At 68.1% G+C, this 13,316-nt stretch carries 13 protein-coding genes; 8 read left to right on the forward strand and 5 right to left on the reverse strand.

Annotated features, from left to right (window positions below; all coding sequences use genetic code 11):
* The first annotated feature begins 176 nt into the window (after positions 1-176).
* The 6 genes from hrcA to EV683_RS04315 all read left to right on the forward strand — a co-directional run bounded on the left by hrcA (position 177) and on the right by EV683_RS04315 (position 5,858).
* On the forward strand, positions 177-1,208 hold the full coding sequence (gene hrcA, locus EV683_RS04290; RefSeq protein WP_331709428.1) for a heat-inducible transcriptional repressor HrcA: 1,032 nt from the start codon (positions 177-179) through the stop codon (positions 1,206-1,208).
* 49 nt (positions 1,209-1,257) lie between these two features.
* Positions 1,258-2,280 (forward strand): lytic murein transglycosylase B, encoded by a 1,023-nt coding sequence (gene mltB / locus EV683_RS04295; RefSeq protein ID WP_066613966.1) that lies wholly within the window; start codon positions 1,258-1,260, stop codon positions 2,278-2,280.
* A 16-nt stretch (positions 2,281-2,296) separates the two neighbouring features.
* Positions 2,297-4,171 (forward strand): DNA polymerase III subunit gamma/tau, encoded by a 1,875-nt coding sequence (gene dnaX / locus EV683_RS04300; protein WP_131861951.1) that lies wholly within the window; start codon positions 2,297-2,299, stop codon positions 4,169-4,171.
* A 4-nt stretch (positions 4,172-4,175) separates the two neighbouring features.
* The gene (locus EV683_RS04305; RefSeq protein ID WP_066613967.1) at positions 4,176-4,514 is read left to right on the forward strand and encodes a YbaB/EbfC family nucleoid-associated protein; all 339 of its coding nucleotides are present in this window, start codon (positions 4,176-4,178) and stop codon (positions 4,512-4,514) included.
* Positions 4,515-4,593: 79 nt separating this feature from the next.
* On the forward strand, positions 4,594-5,190 hold the full coding sequence (gene recR, locus EV683_RS04310; protein ID WP_131861952.1) for a recombination mediator RecR: 597 nt from the start codon (positions 4,594-4,596) through the stop codon (positions 5,188-5,190).
* Positions 5,191-5,228: 38 nt separating this feature from the next.
* Complete coding sequence (locus EV683_RS04315) at positions 5,229-5,858, forward strand: hypothetical protein (RefSeq protein ID WP_131861953.1); 630 nt, start codon at positions 5,229-5,231, stop codon at positions 5,856-5,858.
* 51 nt (positions 5,859-5,909) lie between these two features.
* Here the strand turns inward: EV683_RS04315 and EV683_RS04320 are convergent, their stop codons facing one another.
* From EV683_RS04320 to EV683_RS04340, 5 genes are all read right to left on the reverse strand, one after another.
* On the reverse strand, positions 5,910-6,536 hold the full coding sequence (locus tag EV683_RS04320) for a MarC family protein (RefSeq protein ID WP_066613970.1): 627 nt from the start codon (positions 6,534-6,536) through the stop codon (positions 5,910-5,912).
* A 130-nt stretch (positions 6,537-6,666) separates the two neighbouring features.
* A complete protein-coding gene (gene dapE / locus EV683_RS04325) occupies positions 6,667-7,797 on the reverse strand; it encodes a succinyl-diaminopimelate desuccinylase (RefSeq protein ID WP_131861954.1) in 1,131 nt (376 codons plus the stop codon).
* Entirely contained in the window at positions 7,794-8,144 is a 351-nt protein-coding gene (locus EV683_RS04330) for an arsenate reductase (RefSeq protein WP_066613975.1), read from the reverse strand. Before EV683_RS04330 ends, dapE begins: the two co-directional genes overlap by 4 nt.
* A gap of 23 nt (positions 8,145-8,167) precedes the next feature.
* On the reverse strand, positions 8,168-9,313 hold the full coding sequence (locus EV683_RS04335; RefSeq protein ID WP_131861955.1) for a PilT/PilU family type 4a pilus ATPase: 1,146 nt from the start codon (positions 9,311-9,313) through the stop codon (positions 8,168-8,170).
* Between the two features lie 92 nt (positions 9,314-9,405).
* Complete coding sequence (locus tag EV683_RS04340; protein ID WP_131861956.1) at positions 9,406-11,079, reverse strand: long-chain-fatty-acid--CoA ligase; 1,674 nt, start codon at positions 11,077-11,079, stop codon at positions 9,406-9,408.
* A 254-nt stretch (positions 11,080-11,333) separates the two neighbouring features.
* Here EV683_RS04340 and rimP point away from each other — a divergent pair, with 254 nt between their 5' ends.
* Positions 11,334-11,759, forward strand: coding sequence for a ribosome maturation factor RimP (rimP, locus tag EV683_RS04345; protein WP_066613978.1), 426 nt, complete (start codon positions 11,334-11,336; stop codon positions 11,757-11,759).
* Between the two features lie 49 nt (positions 11,760-11,808).
* Positions 11,809-13,287: a transcription termination factor NusA gene (gene nusA, locus EV683_RS04350; RefSeq protein WP_131861957.1), complete on the forward strand. Its 1,479-nt coding sequence runs from the start codon at positions 11,809-11,811 to the stop codon at positions 13,285-13,287.
* Positions 13,288-13,316 lie beyond the last annotated feature (29 nt).

Here is a 13,316-nt window from a genome sequence, read left to right on the forward strand (position 1 = left end):
CAAGATTTGAGTCGAGGTACGAGGGTGTCGCTTGATTATCGCACAAAATCAAAACCGCCTGCGCGGGCGCGACTTGAGGAATGCGCGCCCGTGCCCACTTTACTCCATATGGGGCCCGGCGCGACAAGGCCGCGCCGGCGCCGGCGCATTCCCCCTTCGACGGCAGGTATGCCACAATGAACGGCATGTTGAACGAGCGCGCACAGATCCTTCTCAAGACGCTGATCGAGCGTTACATCGCCGACGGCCAGCCGGTCGGCTCGCGCACGCTGTCGCGCCTGCCGGGGCTCGAACTGTCGCCGGCGTCGATCCGCAACGTGATGGCCGACCTCGAGGACATGGGGCTGGTGACCAGTCCGCACACCTCGGCCGGCCGTATCCCGACCGCGCGCGGCTACCGCGTGTTCGTCGACCGGCTGCTGGCGATCCAGCCGCTGGCCGCGCCCGAGGTCGACCAGATCGCGCTCGGTCTGGTGCCAGACAGCCCGCAAAAGCTCGCGCAGGCCGCCTCGCACCTGCTGTCCGACCTGACCCATTTCGCCGGCGTGGTGGTGACGCCGCAGCGCCCCGACGTCGCCTTTCGCCAGATCGAGTTCCTCAGGCTGTCGGAGAAGCGCGTGCTGCTGATCCTGGTGACGCTGGACGGCGACGTGCAGAACCATCTGCTGACCACGGCGCGCGACTATGCCCCGAGCGAGCTGGTCGAGGCGGCCAATTTCCTGAACGCGCACTACGCCGGCCAGGGGCTGTCGAGCGTCGCGGCGCGCATCGAGGTCGAGCTGCGCCAGTTGCAGAGCGACATCAGCACGCTGATGAGCGCGGCGATCCGGCTCGGCCAACGTTCGCTGTCCGACCCGGCCGATGCGGTGGTGATCGCCGGCGAGAACCGCCTGCTCGACGTCGACGAGCTGTCCGAAGACCGCACGCGGCTGCGCGAGCTGTTCGACACCTTCGAGCGCCGCACCGAGCTGTTGCGTCTCCTGGACCAGAGCCGCGGCGCGCAGGGCGTGCGCCTGTTCATCGGCGAGGAATCGGGCGTGATGACGCTCGGCGACTGCTCGGTGGTCGCCGCGCCCTACCGCATCAACGGCCAGGTGGTCGGCACGCTCGGCGTGATCGGCCCGACGCGCATGGCCTACGAGCGCGTGATCCCCATCGTCGACATCACCGCGCGCCTGGTCGGCAGCGCGCTCTCCTATCCCGAATGAGGCGCCGCGCGCCGTCGGGCGCGGCCCATCCGCAACGCAAAGGATTTTCATGACCCGCCTGTCCCGCATTCTCGGCGCCCTGTTGGCGCTCCTGGCCGCGCCGGCCGTCTTCGCCGACGCCGCGCTGCTGCTGCGCGCCGACGTGCAGCGCTATATCGACGAGCAGGTGGCGACCGGCCGCTTCGCGCGCCCGGAGCTCGAGGCGGTGTTCGCCAACGTCGAATCCAAGCCGGCCATCATCCGCGCGCTCGACAGGCCGTCGACGTCGCGGCCGTGGCACCAGTTCCGCCCCGGCTTCGTCAACGACCGGCTGGTCGCCGCCGGCGTCGAGTTCTGGCGCGCCAACGCCGCGCAGCTGGCGCGCGCCGAAACGAGCTACGGCGTGCCGCCGGAGATGGTCGCCGCCATCATCGGCATCGAGACGCGCTACGGCCAGAACATGGGCAGCTTTCGCGTCGTCGACGCGCTCGCCACCATTGGCTTCGACTACCCGCGCCGCGCCGCCTTTTTCCGCAACGAGCTGACCGAGTTCCTGCTCCTGGCCAAGGAGGAGCGCCGCGACCCGATGGGCTTCGTCGGCAGCTACGCCGGCGCGATGGGGCTGCCGCAGTTCATGCCGTCGAGCTTCCGCAAGTGGGCGGTCGACTTCGACGGCGACGGCCGTCGCGACATCTGGGGCAGCGCGACCGACGCGATCGGCAGCGTCGCCAATTACTTCAGCGTCCACGGCTGGATCAAGGGCGACGACGTGGTGGTGCCGGCGCAGGTGACGCCGGGGCCGCAGATCGACGCGCTGGTCGCCGACAAGTTCAACCTGCACTACACCGTCGGCGAGCTGAAAAAGATGGGCGTCGTGCCGCAGGCGCCGGTGCGCGACGAGGTGAGGGCGGTGCTGGTGCCGCTGGAAACCGCGCCGGGCGTGACCGAGTACTGGCTCGGCCTGAACAATTTCTACACGATCACCCGTTACAACAAGAGCACGCTGTACGCGAAGGCGGCGCAGGAGTTGGCCGAGCGCATCCGCGAGGCGAAGTACGCCGGCGACGCCGGTGTCGCGCGCGCCGGCCAATAAGGTAGAATCCGCCGCCATGAGCTACCAAGTCCTTGCCCGCAAGTGGCGACCCAAGCGCTTTGCCGACCTGGTCGGCCAGGGGCATGTGGTGCGCGCGTTGTCGAACGCGCTGGCGGAAAACCGCCTGCACCACGCCTACCTGTTGACCGGCACGCGCGGCGTGGGCAAGACCACCATCGCGCGCATCCTCGCCAAGAGCCTCAACTGCGAGGCCGGCGCCGGCGCCGAGCCGTGCGGCGTCTGCGCGGCCTGCCGCGACATCGACGCCGGCCGCTTCGTCGACCTTCTGGAGATCGACGCCGCGTCGAACACCGGCATCGACAACATCCGCGAGGTGCTGGAAAACGCGCAGTACGCGCCGTCGTCGGGTCGTTTCAAGGTCTACATCATCGACGAGGTGCACATGCTCTCGAAGAGCGCCTTCAACGCGATGCTGAAGACGCTCGAGGAGCCGCCGGCGCACGTCAAGTTCATCCTCGCCACCACCGACCCGCAGAAGGTGCCGGTCACGGTGTTGAGCCGCTGCCTGCAGTTCTCCTTGCGCAACATGACGCCGCAGCAGGTCGCCGACCACCTCGCGCATGTGCTCGACGCCGAGGGCGTGCCCTACGAGGCGGGCGCGCTGTCCTTGCTCGGCCGCGCCGCCGCCGGTTCGATGCGCGACGCGCTGTCGCTCTTGGACCAGGCGATCGCCTACGGCGTCGGCCGGGTCGAGGAGGGTGGCGTGCGCGCGATGCTCGGCGCGATCGACCGCCGCTACCTGTTCACGCTGCTCGACGCGCTGGCCGACAACGACGGCCCGAGGCTGTTGGCCGAGGCCGACAGGTTGGCCGAGCTGTCGGTCGGCTTCGACCATGCGCTCGCCGAGCTCGCCTTGCTGCTGCACCAGGTCGCGCTCGCGCAGACCGTGCTGGCGGCGCTGGCGCCCGACGAGCCCGAGCGCGACGCGATCGTCGCGCTGGCCGAGCGCCTCGCGCCCGAGGACGTGCAGCTGTACTACCAGATCGCCGTGCACGGCCGCAAAGACCTGCCGCTGGCGCCCGACGAGCACGCCGGCTTCGCGATGACGCTGCTCAGGATGTTGGCCTTCCACCCGGCGAGCCTGCCGGGGGCGAGCGCCGGCGCTACCCGGGCGCCAGCGGCGCGAGCGGCCCAGCCCGCCGCGCCGGCGTCGCAGCCGGCGCGCGGCGAAGCGGTCGCCGCCATGCCATCGGCCAACGTGGCGCGCTCGGCCGAGCCCGCGGCGGAGCCGGCGCCCGAACCCGAACCCGAGCCTGCGCCACCAATCGCGCCGCCGGCGTCCGAAGCGGCCGCGCCGCGCCGCGCCGATGCCGACGTGCCGCCGTGGCTGGACGAGGTGCCGCCGCCCGACGAGTGGGAAGTCTCGCCGCGCGCGCCCGCGTCGACGCCGTCCCGTCCGGTACGCCCCGCGCCCGAGCGGCCGGCCGAGCCGGTCGCAACGCCGCAGCCCGCCGCGCCGTTCACCTTCAGCGGCGACTGGCTCGAGCTGGCCGACCACCTGATGAAGACCGCGGCGAGCCGGCTCGGCATGGCGCGCATGCTGCTCGAGAACGCGGTGCTGAAGCGTATCGACGCCGGCTGCTGGCACCTGGCGATCGCGCCGGCCTTCGCCAATCATCCCGGCGCCGGCCGCGAGGCGGTGCAGAAACTGAAGGATGCGATCGCGGCCGTGCTCGGCGAGCCGGTCGAGATCCAGATCGAAACCGACGCCGCGATCGGTGAAACCCCGGCGCTGCGGCGCGCGCGCCACCGCGACGAGCGACAGGCCGCCGCGCGCGCCGCGCTGGAAAACGACCCCGTGGTCAAGGCATTCGAGCGCGAATTCGGCGCCGTGCTGCTGACCGATACCATCCAACCCATGCAGGAGTGACACCATGTTCGGCAAAGGCGGAATCGCCGGCCTGATGAAGCAGGCCCAGCAGATGCAGGAAAACATGAAGAAGGCGCAGGAAGAACTGGCCAATATCGAGGTCGAGGGCCAGGCCGGCGCCGGCCTCGTCAAGGTGGTGATGAACTGCCAGCACGCGGTCAAGCGCGTCGCGATCGACCCGAGCCTGCTGTCGGGCGACGCCGACGACAAGGAAATGCTCGAGGACCTGGTCGCCGCAGCGCTGAACGACGCGGTGCGCAAGGTCGAGACCACCACGCAGGAGAAGATGTCCGGCTTTACCGCCGGCCTGAACCTGCCGCCGGGCATGAAGCTGCCGTTCTGATCGCCGGCCGCTTCCGGATCTCGATTGAAGGTTGGCCGAGGCCGGGTGCCTCGGCCAACCTTTTTGTTGTGGAGACGCGATGAAAAATCCTCCCTCGCTCGACTCGCTGATCGCCGCGCTCAAGGTCTTGCCCGGCGTCGGGCCCAAGTCGGCGCAGCGCATGGCCTTTCACCTGCTGCAGCGCGACAAGGCCGGCGCCGAGCGGCTGGCGCGCGCGCTCGATAAGGCGCTCTCCAACCTGACGCACTGCGAGCGCTGCAACACCTTCAGCGAGACGCCGGTGTGCAATCTGTGCGCCGACGCGTCGCGCCGCCAGGACCTGCTGTGCGTGGTCGAGATGCCGGCCGACCTGTTGATGCTCGAGCAGGCGCACTGCCACGACGGTTTGTACTTCGTGCTGATGGGGCGCATCTCGCCGCTCGACGGCGTCGGCCCGCGCGACGTCGCGCTCGAGAAGCTGTTCCACCGCGCACTCGACGGCGTGGTCGAGGAGGTGATCGTCGCGACCAACTTCACCGCCGAGGGCGAGGCGACCGCGCACGTGGTCACTGAACTGCTGAAAAACCGCGGACTCAAACTGACACGGATCGCGCGCGGCATGCCGGTCGGCGGCGAACTCGAGTACGTCGACCCCGGCACGCTCGCGCAGGCGATGTTCGAGCGGCGCAAGCTGTAGCACGGCGCGCGCCGCGTCGGCGAGAAGGCGAGGCTGCGATGAAACGGATCTTTCTGGCGGCGCTGGCGCTGCTGCTGGCCGCTTGCGCGTCCACCACGGTGCGCTCCGAATGGCGCGATCCGGCCGACGCGGCCGGCGCGGTCGAGCGGCTCGCCGTTTTCGTCGCCGCCCGCGACGGCACGACGCGCGCCTTCGTCGAGGGGCAGCTGGCGCTGCGCCTGGCCGAGCGCAACCGCGTCTTGGCCGCGTCCGGCGGCGCGCTCGGCCTCGGCGCCGACGTGTCGGAGGCGCGGTTGCGCGAGGCGCTCGCGCGCGACGGCTTCGACGCGGCGCTCTTGGTGCGGCTGGTGTCGACCGACACCGTCAGGCAGTACCACCCGCCGGAAACCCGCTTCGTCGGCGGCGGCTGGGGCGGCTGGGGGCCGGGCTACCGCTCCTTCTACAGCTACTATCCTTTCGTCTACACGACGCCGGGCTACACGACGACGACGACGCGCGTGGTGGTCGAGCTGCTGCTCTACCGCCTGCCCGAGGGGCGCATGGTGTGGAACGCCGTCACCGAGACGGTCAACCCGGACTCGTCGGCCGAGCTGGTCGAGGGCGTCGAGCGCGTGCTGGCCGACGGGCTGCGCCGCCACCGGCTGCTCGCGCCGCGCCCCGGTGCCTGAGCCCCCAACGACAAGGCCGCCCGAGGGCGGCCTTGTCGTTGGGGGGCGTGCTCAGTGCGGGCCCAGCATCGGGAACAGCCGGTAGATGCCGTCGACGACGATCTCGACCGATACCGCCGCGAGCAGCATGCCCATCACGCGGTTGACGATGTTGATGCCGGTCTGGCCCAGGAGGCGCGAGATCGGCGTCGCCAGCGTCATCGCGAGGTAGCAGGCGGTCGCGACCACCACGCCGGCGACGACGATCGAGCCGACCTGCCAGACGGTCTTGGCGGTGGTCGCGTAGATGATGACGGTCGAGATGGTGCCCGGGCCGGTCAGGAGCGGAATCGCCATCGGCACGACGGCGATGTTGGTGCGGCTCTCGGCCTCGGAGCGTTCCTCCTCGGTGGTCTTGGTCGGCGCCGGCTTCGCGTTCATCAGCGCGATCGCGATCAGCATCACCAGGAGGCCGCCGCCGACCTGGAAGGAGCCGATGCTGATGCCCAAAAAGCGCAGCAGCCCCTCGCCGACCAGCGCGAACAGCGCGATGACGACGGCGACCGCGATGGCGGCGGTCTTGGCGATCTTCTTGCGCTCGGCCTGGCCGCTGGTCGGCGTCAGGCTGATGAAGAGCGGCACGGCGCCCAGCGGGTTGACGAGCACGAGCAGGGCGATGACGATTTTGGCGATATCCATGACGGCATGGTAACCGCAGCCGGATGCCGGCTCAATTCGGGCATTACCGTAGCCGCGCCGCTTTGGGCCGCCGCAAAAAAGTTGGCCGAGCCGCCGCGAGGGGGCTCGGCCAACCGTGCTGGTGCCGGGCTCAGTCGAGCAGCAGGCGCGCGAGCGTCTCCTCGTAGACCCGCGACAGCGGCTCGATATCGTCGACGCGGATGCACTCGTTGAGCTTGTGGATGGTCGCGTTGATCGGGCCGAATTCGACCAGCTCCTTCGCGATGCGCTTGATGAAGCGGCCGTCCGAGGTGCCGCCGCTGGTCGACAGCTCGGGCGTCACGCCGGTGACCTGCTCGATCGCGGCGCCGATCGCGGCGGTCAAGGTGCCCGGCTCGGTGATGAAGGGGTTGCCCGACAGCGCCCATTCGAGCTCGTAGTCGAGGCCGTGCGCGTCGAGGATCTCGTGCACGCGCGCCTTCAGCGTCTCGGCGGTCTGCTCGGTCGAGAAGCGGAAGTTGAACTTCAGCTCGGCGGTGCCCGGGATTACGTTGGTCGCGCCGGTGCCGGCGTTCAGGTTCGACACCTGCCAGCTGGTCGGTGGGAAGTAGGCGTTGCCGTCGTCCCAGTGCTCGGCGACGAGCTCGGTCAGCGCCGGCGCCAACAGGTGGATCGGGTTCTTCGCCAGGTGCGGATAGGCGATGTGGCCCTGCTGGCCCTTGACGACCAGGCGGCCGGACAGCGAGCCGCGGCGGCCGTTCTTGATCGTGTCGCCGAGGCGGTCGGTCGAGGTCGGCTCGCCGACGATGCAGTAGTCTATCGTCTCGCCGCGCGCCTCGAGCGCGTCGACCACGCGCACCGTGCCGTCGTGGGCGACGCCTTCCTCGTCCGAGGTGATCAGGAGCGCGATCGAGCCCTTGTGGTCCGGGTGGGCGGCGACGAAGCGTTCGATCGCGGTGACGAAGCCGGCCAGCGACGCCTTCATGTCGGCGGCGCCGCGGCCGAACAGGTGGCCGTCGCGCACGGTCGGCTCGAACGGGTGCGAGTCCCAGCGCTCGACCGGGCCGGTCGGCACCACGTCGGTGTGGCCGGCGAAGCAGACCACCGGGCCGCTAGTGCCGCGGCGCGCCCAGAAGTTGTCGACGTCGCCGAAACGCATGTTCTCGACCACGAAGCCGAGCGCTTCGAGGCGCGCGATCATCAAGGGCTGGCAGCCGGCGTCGCGCGGCGTGATCGAGTCGAGGCGGATCAGCTCCTTCGTCAGTTCGAAAGTCGCGCTCATCGGCCGAATACCTCCGCGTAGGCCGCTTCGGAGAAGCCGGCGAGAACCTGGCCGTCGTGCTCGAGCACCGGGCGCTTGATGACCGAGGTCTTGTCCTGCATCAGCGCGATCGCCGATTCGCGCGCCTCGGCGCGCGCCTTGTCCTCGTCGGAGAGGCCGCGCCAGGTGGTGCCCTGGCGGTTGACGAGCTTCGCGAGGCCGAGCGCGTCGGTCCAGGCGGCGAGCCGGTCGGCCGGCGCGCCCTGCTTCTTGAAGTCGTGGAAGGTGTAGTCGATGCCGGCGTCGGAAAGCCACTGGCGAGCCTTCTTCACCGTGCTGCAGTTGGGGATGCCGTAAAGAGTCGTCATGGTGGGTGGGTTGCGCAAATGAATCAAAAATCGAGCGTGAAGCCGCCGAAGTCGGCCGAGGGGCGTGGCGCGGCGGCTTGCGGGGCCGCGGCCCGGCCGGCCGGCGGGGTCTCGGTGGCGTTGTTGATCAGCCAGTACAGGTTGGTCGGCGAATCGGCGTGCCGGAGCGCCTCGTCGAGCGTGACCGTGCCGGCCCGGTAGAGCTGGAACAGCGACTGCTCGAAGGTCTGCGCGCCGTCGCTCATGCTGCCCTCGATCGCCTCCTTGATGCGGTCGATCTCGCCCGTGCGGATCAGCTCGGCGATGTGCGGCGTGTTGAGCAACAGTTCGATCGCCGGCGTCAGCCGGCCGTCGACGGTCGGCACCAGGCGCTGCGAGATCACCGCCCGCAATGATACCGACAAATCCATCAGCACGGCGGCGCGGGTTTGCGGCGGGAAGAAGCTGATCAGCCGGTTCAGCATGTGGTAGCTGTTGTTCGCGTGCAGCGTGGTGACGCACAGGTGGCCCGACTGCGCGTAGTTGATCGCGTAGTTCAGCGTTTCGGCGTCGCGGATCTCGCCGATCATCAACAGGTCGGGCGCCTCGCGCATCGCGTTCTTCAGCGCGGCGCCGTAGCTTTGCGTGTCGACGCCGACCTCGCGCTGGTTCACGATCGAGCGGCCGTGCGAGAAGAGGAATTCGACCGGGTCCTCGATGGTGAGGATATGGCCTGGCTGCGTGCGGTTGCGGTGCTCGATCAGCGCGGCGGCGGTCGAAGTCTTGCCGCTGCCGGTGGCGCCGACGACGACGACGAGGCCGCGCTTTTGTTCGATCAGCGGCTTGAGGCTGGCCGGCAGGTTGAGCGCCTCGAGCGACGGCACCGACGGCGCGATGTGGCGCACCACCAGCGCGACCGAGCCCTTCTGGCGGAACACGTTGACGCGGAAGTTGCCGAGCCCCGCGACCGGACGGCCGACGTTGAGCTCCCATTCCGCCTCGAAGCGCGCGGCCTCGGCGTCGCTCATCAGGCTGCGCGCCAGCCGCGCGACGGTGTCGGCCGACAGCGGCTTGTCGTTGACCGGCAGCACCTTGCCGTCGATCTTCAGGTGGGGTGGCGCATCGCGCGTCAGGAACAGGTCGCTGGCCTTGGTGTCGGCCATCAGCTTGAAAAAGGGCTGCATCAGCATGTCGGGCTCCGGCTCGTCGCGCGAGCTTCTTGTCGGTCGGATGTCGTGAAAAAGCCCGCCGAGGCGGGCTGGATCGTCGTGCGCGGGGCGGCTCAGGCCTTGGCGGTCTCGTCGCGCAGCGCGCGGCGCAGGATCTTGCCGACGTTGGTCTTGGGCAGCTCGCTGCGGAACTCGACCGCCTTGGGCACCTTGTAGCCGGTCAGGTTCTTGCGGCAGTGTTCGATCACGTCGCGCTCGGTCAGCGCAGGGTCCTTCCTGACGACGAAGACCTTGACCACCTCGCCCGAGTGCTCGTCGGGGACGCCGACGCAGGCGACCTCGAGCACGCCCGGCAGCGCGGCGACCACGTCCTCGATCTCGTTAGGATACACGTTGAAGCCGGAGACGAGGATCATGTCTTTCTTGCGGTCGACCAGCTTGACGAAGCCGCGCGCGTCGACGACCGCCATGTCGCCGGTGGCGAGGAAACCGTCGGCGCCGAGCACCTTGGCGGTTTCGTCCGGCCGTTTCCAGTAGCCCTTCATCACCTGCGGGCCGCGGATGAACAGCTCGCCGGCCTCGCCGACCGGCAGCGCACGGCCCTCGGCGTCGCGGATCTCGATCTCGGTCGACGGCACCGGCAGGCCGATGCTGCCGTTGTATTCCTTGAGGTCGAGCGGGTTGATGCAGGCGGCCGGGCTGGTCTCGGTCAGGCCGTAGGCCTCGACCAGGGTGACGCCGGTGGTGGCCTTCCACTTGTCGGCGACCGCCTTTTGCACCGCCATGCCGCCGCCGAGCACCAGACGCCAGCTCGAGAAGTCGACCGTCTTGAAGTCCGGGTGATTCAAGAGCGCGTTGAACAGCGTATTGACGCCGGTCATCGCGGTGACCTTGTACTTCTTCAGCTCCTTGATGAAGCCGGGGATGTCGCGCGGGTTGGTAATCAGCACGTTCAGCGCGCCGATTTCGGTGAACACCATCAGGTTCGCGGTCAGCGAGAAGATGTGGTAGAGCGGCAGCGCGGTGACGATGATCTCCTCGCCCTCGCGCACCGCCGGCTTGACCCACTCGCCGGCCTGCAGCATGTTGGCGACGATGTTGCGATGCGTCAGGGTCGCGCCCTTGGCGACGCCGGTGGTGCCGCCGGTGTACTGCAGGAAGGCGATGTCGTCATGGTCGAGCGCGACACGCTCGTGCGGCCGGCGTTGGCCGAGCGCGAGCGCGTCGTTGAAGCGCGTGTGGCCGGGCAGGTTCCACGGCGGCACCATCTTCTTGACGCGCCGCACGACGAAATTGACGATCGCCGACTTCGGGAAGCCGAGCAGGTCGCCGATCGCGGTGACGATCACGTTCTTCACCTGCGTGCGCGGCAGCACCTGCTGCAGCACGCCGGCGAAGTTCTCGAGGATGACGATGGTCTCGGCGCCGGCGTCGTTGAGCTGGTGTTCGAGCTCGCGCGGGGTGTAGAGCGGGTTGACGTTGACCACCGTGCAGCCGGCGCGCAGCGTGCCGAATACCGCGACCGGGTATTGCAGCAGGTTGGGCATCATCACCGCGACGCGCGCGCCGCGCGGAAGCTTGAGCGTGTGTTGCAGATAAGCCGCGAAGTGGCCGGACAGCGCGTCCAGCTCGCCATAGCTGAGCACCTTGTCCATGTTCGCCAGCGCTGGCCGGTCGCGGAACTTGGCGACGCTGCGTTCGAACACGTCGACCGCCGAGCGGAACGCGTCGACGTCGATCTCGTGCGCCACCCCTGCCTGGTACTGCGAAAGCCAGATCTTGTCCATGGGTGATGTTTCTCCTTCGTGTGGGTTGGGGCGCGTGCCATGCCGATGGGGTTGGCCGAGCCTTGTCATTTAGTTATGGCGTGCACTTCGCGCGACAGTCAAACTATCGTTTGAAGCGGGACTAATTTACCGGAAGGCCACGCCGGCGCAAAGCCCGTCCCGGGGCGCCGGTTTCCTTTTCCCCGTGGATGCTGTAAAATCCAACCAATTTAAGGGATGGGCGGTTCGCCCATTTTTTTATTTGTGGAAAAGGCATGGATGTCCGTTTGCTGCTGGAAAACACGCTGAGCGGTCTGGGTTACGAGATGGTGGATCTCGAGATCGGCCGTGGCGGGAGTATGCGTCTCTTCATCGACAAGCCCGGTGGCATCACGCTGGACGACTGCGTCCGCGTGAGCAACCACCTGACGCGCCTGTTTACTGTCGAGAACGTCGACTACGACCGTCTGGAAGTGTCGTCGCCGGGGCTGGATCGGCCGCTCAAGAAAGAGGCCGACTTCGTCCGCTTCGCAGGGCAGTTGGCCAAGATCCGTACGCGCACCCCGATCGAGCAGCAGAAGAAGTTCGTCGGACGCCTTGCGGGTATCGAAAACGACGCGGTGCTGCTCGAGGTCGACGGCCGCCAGGTGGCGATTCCCCTGTCCAATATCGACAAGGCCCGGCTCGAGCCGGAGTTCTGATCCGGACAGACGTTCGTCACGCCCACGGGACCCTATTTCGGAGGAATGAATGAGTCGCGAGATTTTGTTGCTGGTTGACGCGCTGGCTAGCGAAAAGAATGTCGGCAAGGAGGTGGTTTTCTCCGCGCTGGAATTGGCGCTGGCTTCGGCGACCAAGAAGAAGTTCAATCAGGAGGATCTGGAGGTACGTGTGGAAATCGACCGCCACACCGGCCAGTACCAGACCTTCCGCCGCTGGCAGATCGTCGAGGACGACCTCATCGAGGAAGACGGCAAGGAAATCACCCTCACGGACGCCCGTGAGCGCGACCCGCGCGCCGAGGTCGGCGGCTTCATCGAGGAGCCGATGGAGGCGGTCGAGTTCGGCCGTATCGGCGCGCAGACCGCCAAACAGGTCATTCTGCAGAAGATCCGCGACGCCGAGCGCGAGCAGATCCTCAACGACTTCCTGCAGCGCCGCGAACACCTGGTCAACGGCACCATCAAGCGTATCGAGCGCGGTAACGCGATCGTCGAGTGTGGCAAGCTGGAGGCGGTGCTGCCGCGCGACCAGATGATCCCGAAGGAGAACCTGCGCGTGGGCGACCGCGTGAGGGCTTTCCTGCTGCGCATCGACCGCCTCGGTCGCGGTCCGCAGCTGGTGCTGTCGCGCACCTCGGGCGACTTCATCAAGAAGCTGTTCGAACTCGAAGTGCCCGAAATCGAGGAGGGCATGCTGGAAATCCGCGAGGTCGCCCGCGACCCCGGCATGCGCGCCAAGATCGCCGTCAAGGCCAACGATCCGCGCATCGACCCGCAGGGTACCTGCATCGGCGTGCGCGGCTCGCGTGTGCAGGCGGTGACCCAGGAATTGGCCGGCGAGCGCGTCGACATCGTGCTGTGGGCGCCGGAACCGGCCCAGTTCGTGATCAACGCGCTGTCGCCGGCCGAGGTGAACCGCATCCTGGTCGACGAGGACCGTCACGCGATGGACGTGGTGGTCGAGGAGGATCAACTGGCGCTCGCCATCGGTCGCAACGGGCAGAACGTCAAGCTCGCCGCCGAATTGACCGGCTGGAGCCTCAACATCATGACCGTCGCCGAGGCCGAGCAGAAGCTGCAGGCCGAGGACGCGGCGCTGCGCGACCTGTTCATGAGCCAGCTGGGGGTCGACGAAGACGTCGCCGGCGTGCTGGTGCAGGAAGGCTTTGCCACGCTCGAAGAGGTCGCCTACGTGCCGATCGCCGAAATGCTCGAGATCGAGGGCTTCGACGAGGCGCTGGTCAACGAGCTGCGCAGCCGGGCGCGCGACGCGCTGCTGACGCTCGCCATCGCCTCCGAAGAGAAGGTCGAAGCGGTGGACGAAGAGTTGAAGAATCTGGAAGGCCTGGATGCCGACATGGTGCGCAAACTGGCCGAGAACGGTGTGACCACCCGCGATGAGCTCGCCGACCTGGCGGTGGACGACCTGGTTGACCTGACCGGCGTATCGGACGAAACCGCCCGGGCACTCATCATGAAAGCGCGCGAACACTGGTTCGACCAGTAAGCAGCGAATCGGCTAGTTATAAGGAATCT

The sequence above is a fragment of the Crenobacter luteus genome, assembly GCF_004345725.1.
GTDB lineage: Bacteria > Pseudomonadota > Gammaproteobacteria > Burkholderiales > Chromobacteriaceae > Crenobacter > Crenobacter luteus.

Bases quoted from the DNA above. Each gene is read 5' to 3' on its own strand.
- hrcA (WP_331709428.1), top strand. From the start codon at position 177: ATGAACGGCATGTTGAACGAGCGCGCACAGATCCTTCTCAAGACGCTG.
- mltB (WP_066613966.1), top strand. From the start codon at position 1,258: ATGACCCGCCTGTCCCGCATTCTCGGCGCCCTGTTGGCGCTCCTGGCC.
- dnaX (WP_131861951.1), top strand. From the start codon at position 2,297: ATGAGCTACCAAGTCCTTGCCCGCAAGTGGCGACCCAAGCGCTTTGCC.
- EV683_RS04305 (WP_066613967.1), top strand. From the start codon at position 4,176: ATGTTCGGCAAAGGCGGAATCGCCGGCCTGATGAAGCAGGCCCAGCAG.
- recR (WP_131861952.1), top strand. From the start codon at position 4,594: ATGAAAAATCCTCCCTCGCTCGACTCGCTGATCGCCGCGCTCAAGGTC.
- EV683_RS04315 (WP_131861953.1), top strand. From the start codon at position 5,229: ATGAAACGGATCTTTCTGGCGGCGCTGGCGCTGCTGCTGGCCGCTTGC.
- EV683_RS04320 (WP_066613970.1), bottom strand. From the start codon at position 6,536: ATGGATATCGCCAAAATCGTCATCGCCCTGCTCGTGCTCGTCAACCCG.
- dapE (WP_131861954.1), bottom strand. From the start codon at position 7,797: ATGAGCGCGACTTTCGAACTGACGAAGGAGCTGATCCGCCTCGACTCG.
- EV683_RS04330 (WP_066613975.1), bottom strand. From the start codon at position 8,144: ATGACGACTCTTTACGGCATCCCCAACTGCAGCACGGTGAAGAAGGCT.
- EV683_RS04335 (WP_131861955.1), bottom strand. From the start codon at position 9,313: ATGCTGATGCAGCCCTTTTTCAAGCTGATGGCCGACACCAAGGCCAGC.
- EV683_RS04340 (WP_131861956.1), bottom strand. From the start codon at position 11,079: ATGGACAAGATCTGGCTTTCGCAGTACCAGGCAGGGGTGGCGCACGAG.
- rimP (WP_066613978.1), top strand. From the start codon at position 11,334: ATGGATGTCCGTTTGCTGCTGGAAAACACGCTGAGCGGTCTGGGTTAC.
- nusA (WP_131861957.1), top strand. From the start codon at position 11,809: ATGAGTCGCGAGATTTTGTTGCTGGTTGACGCGCTGGCTAGCGAAAAG.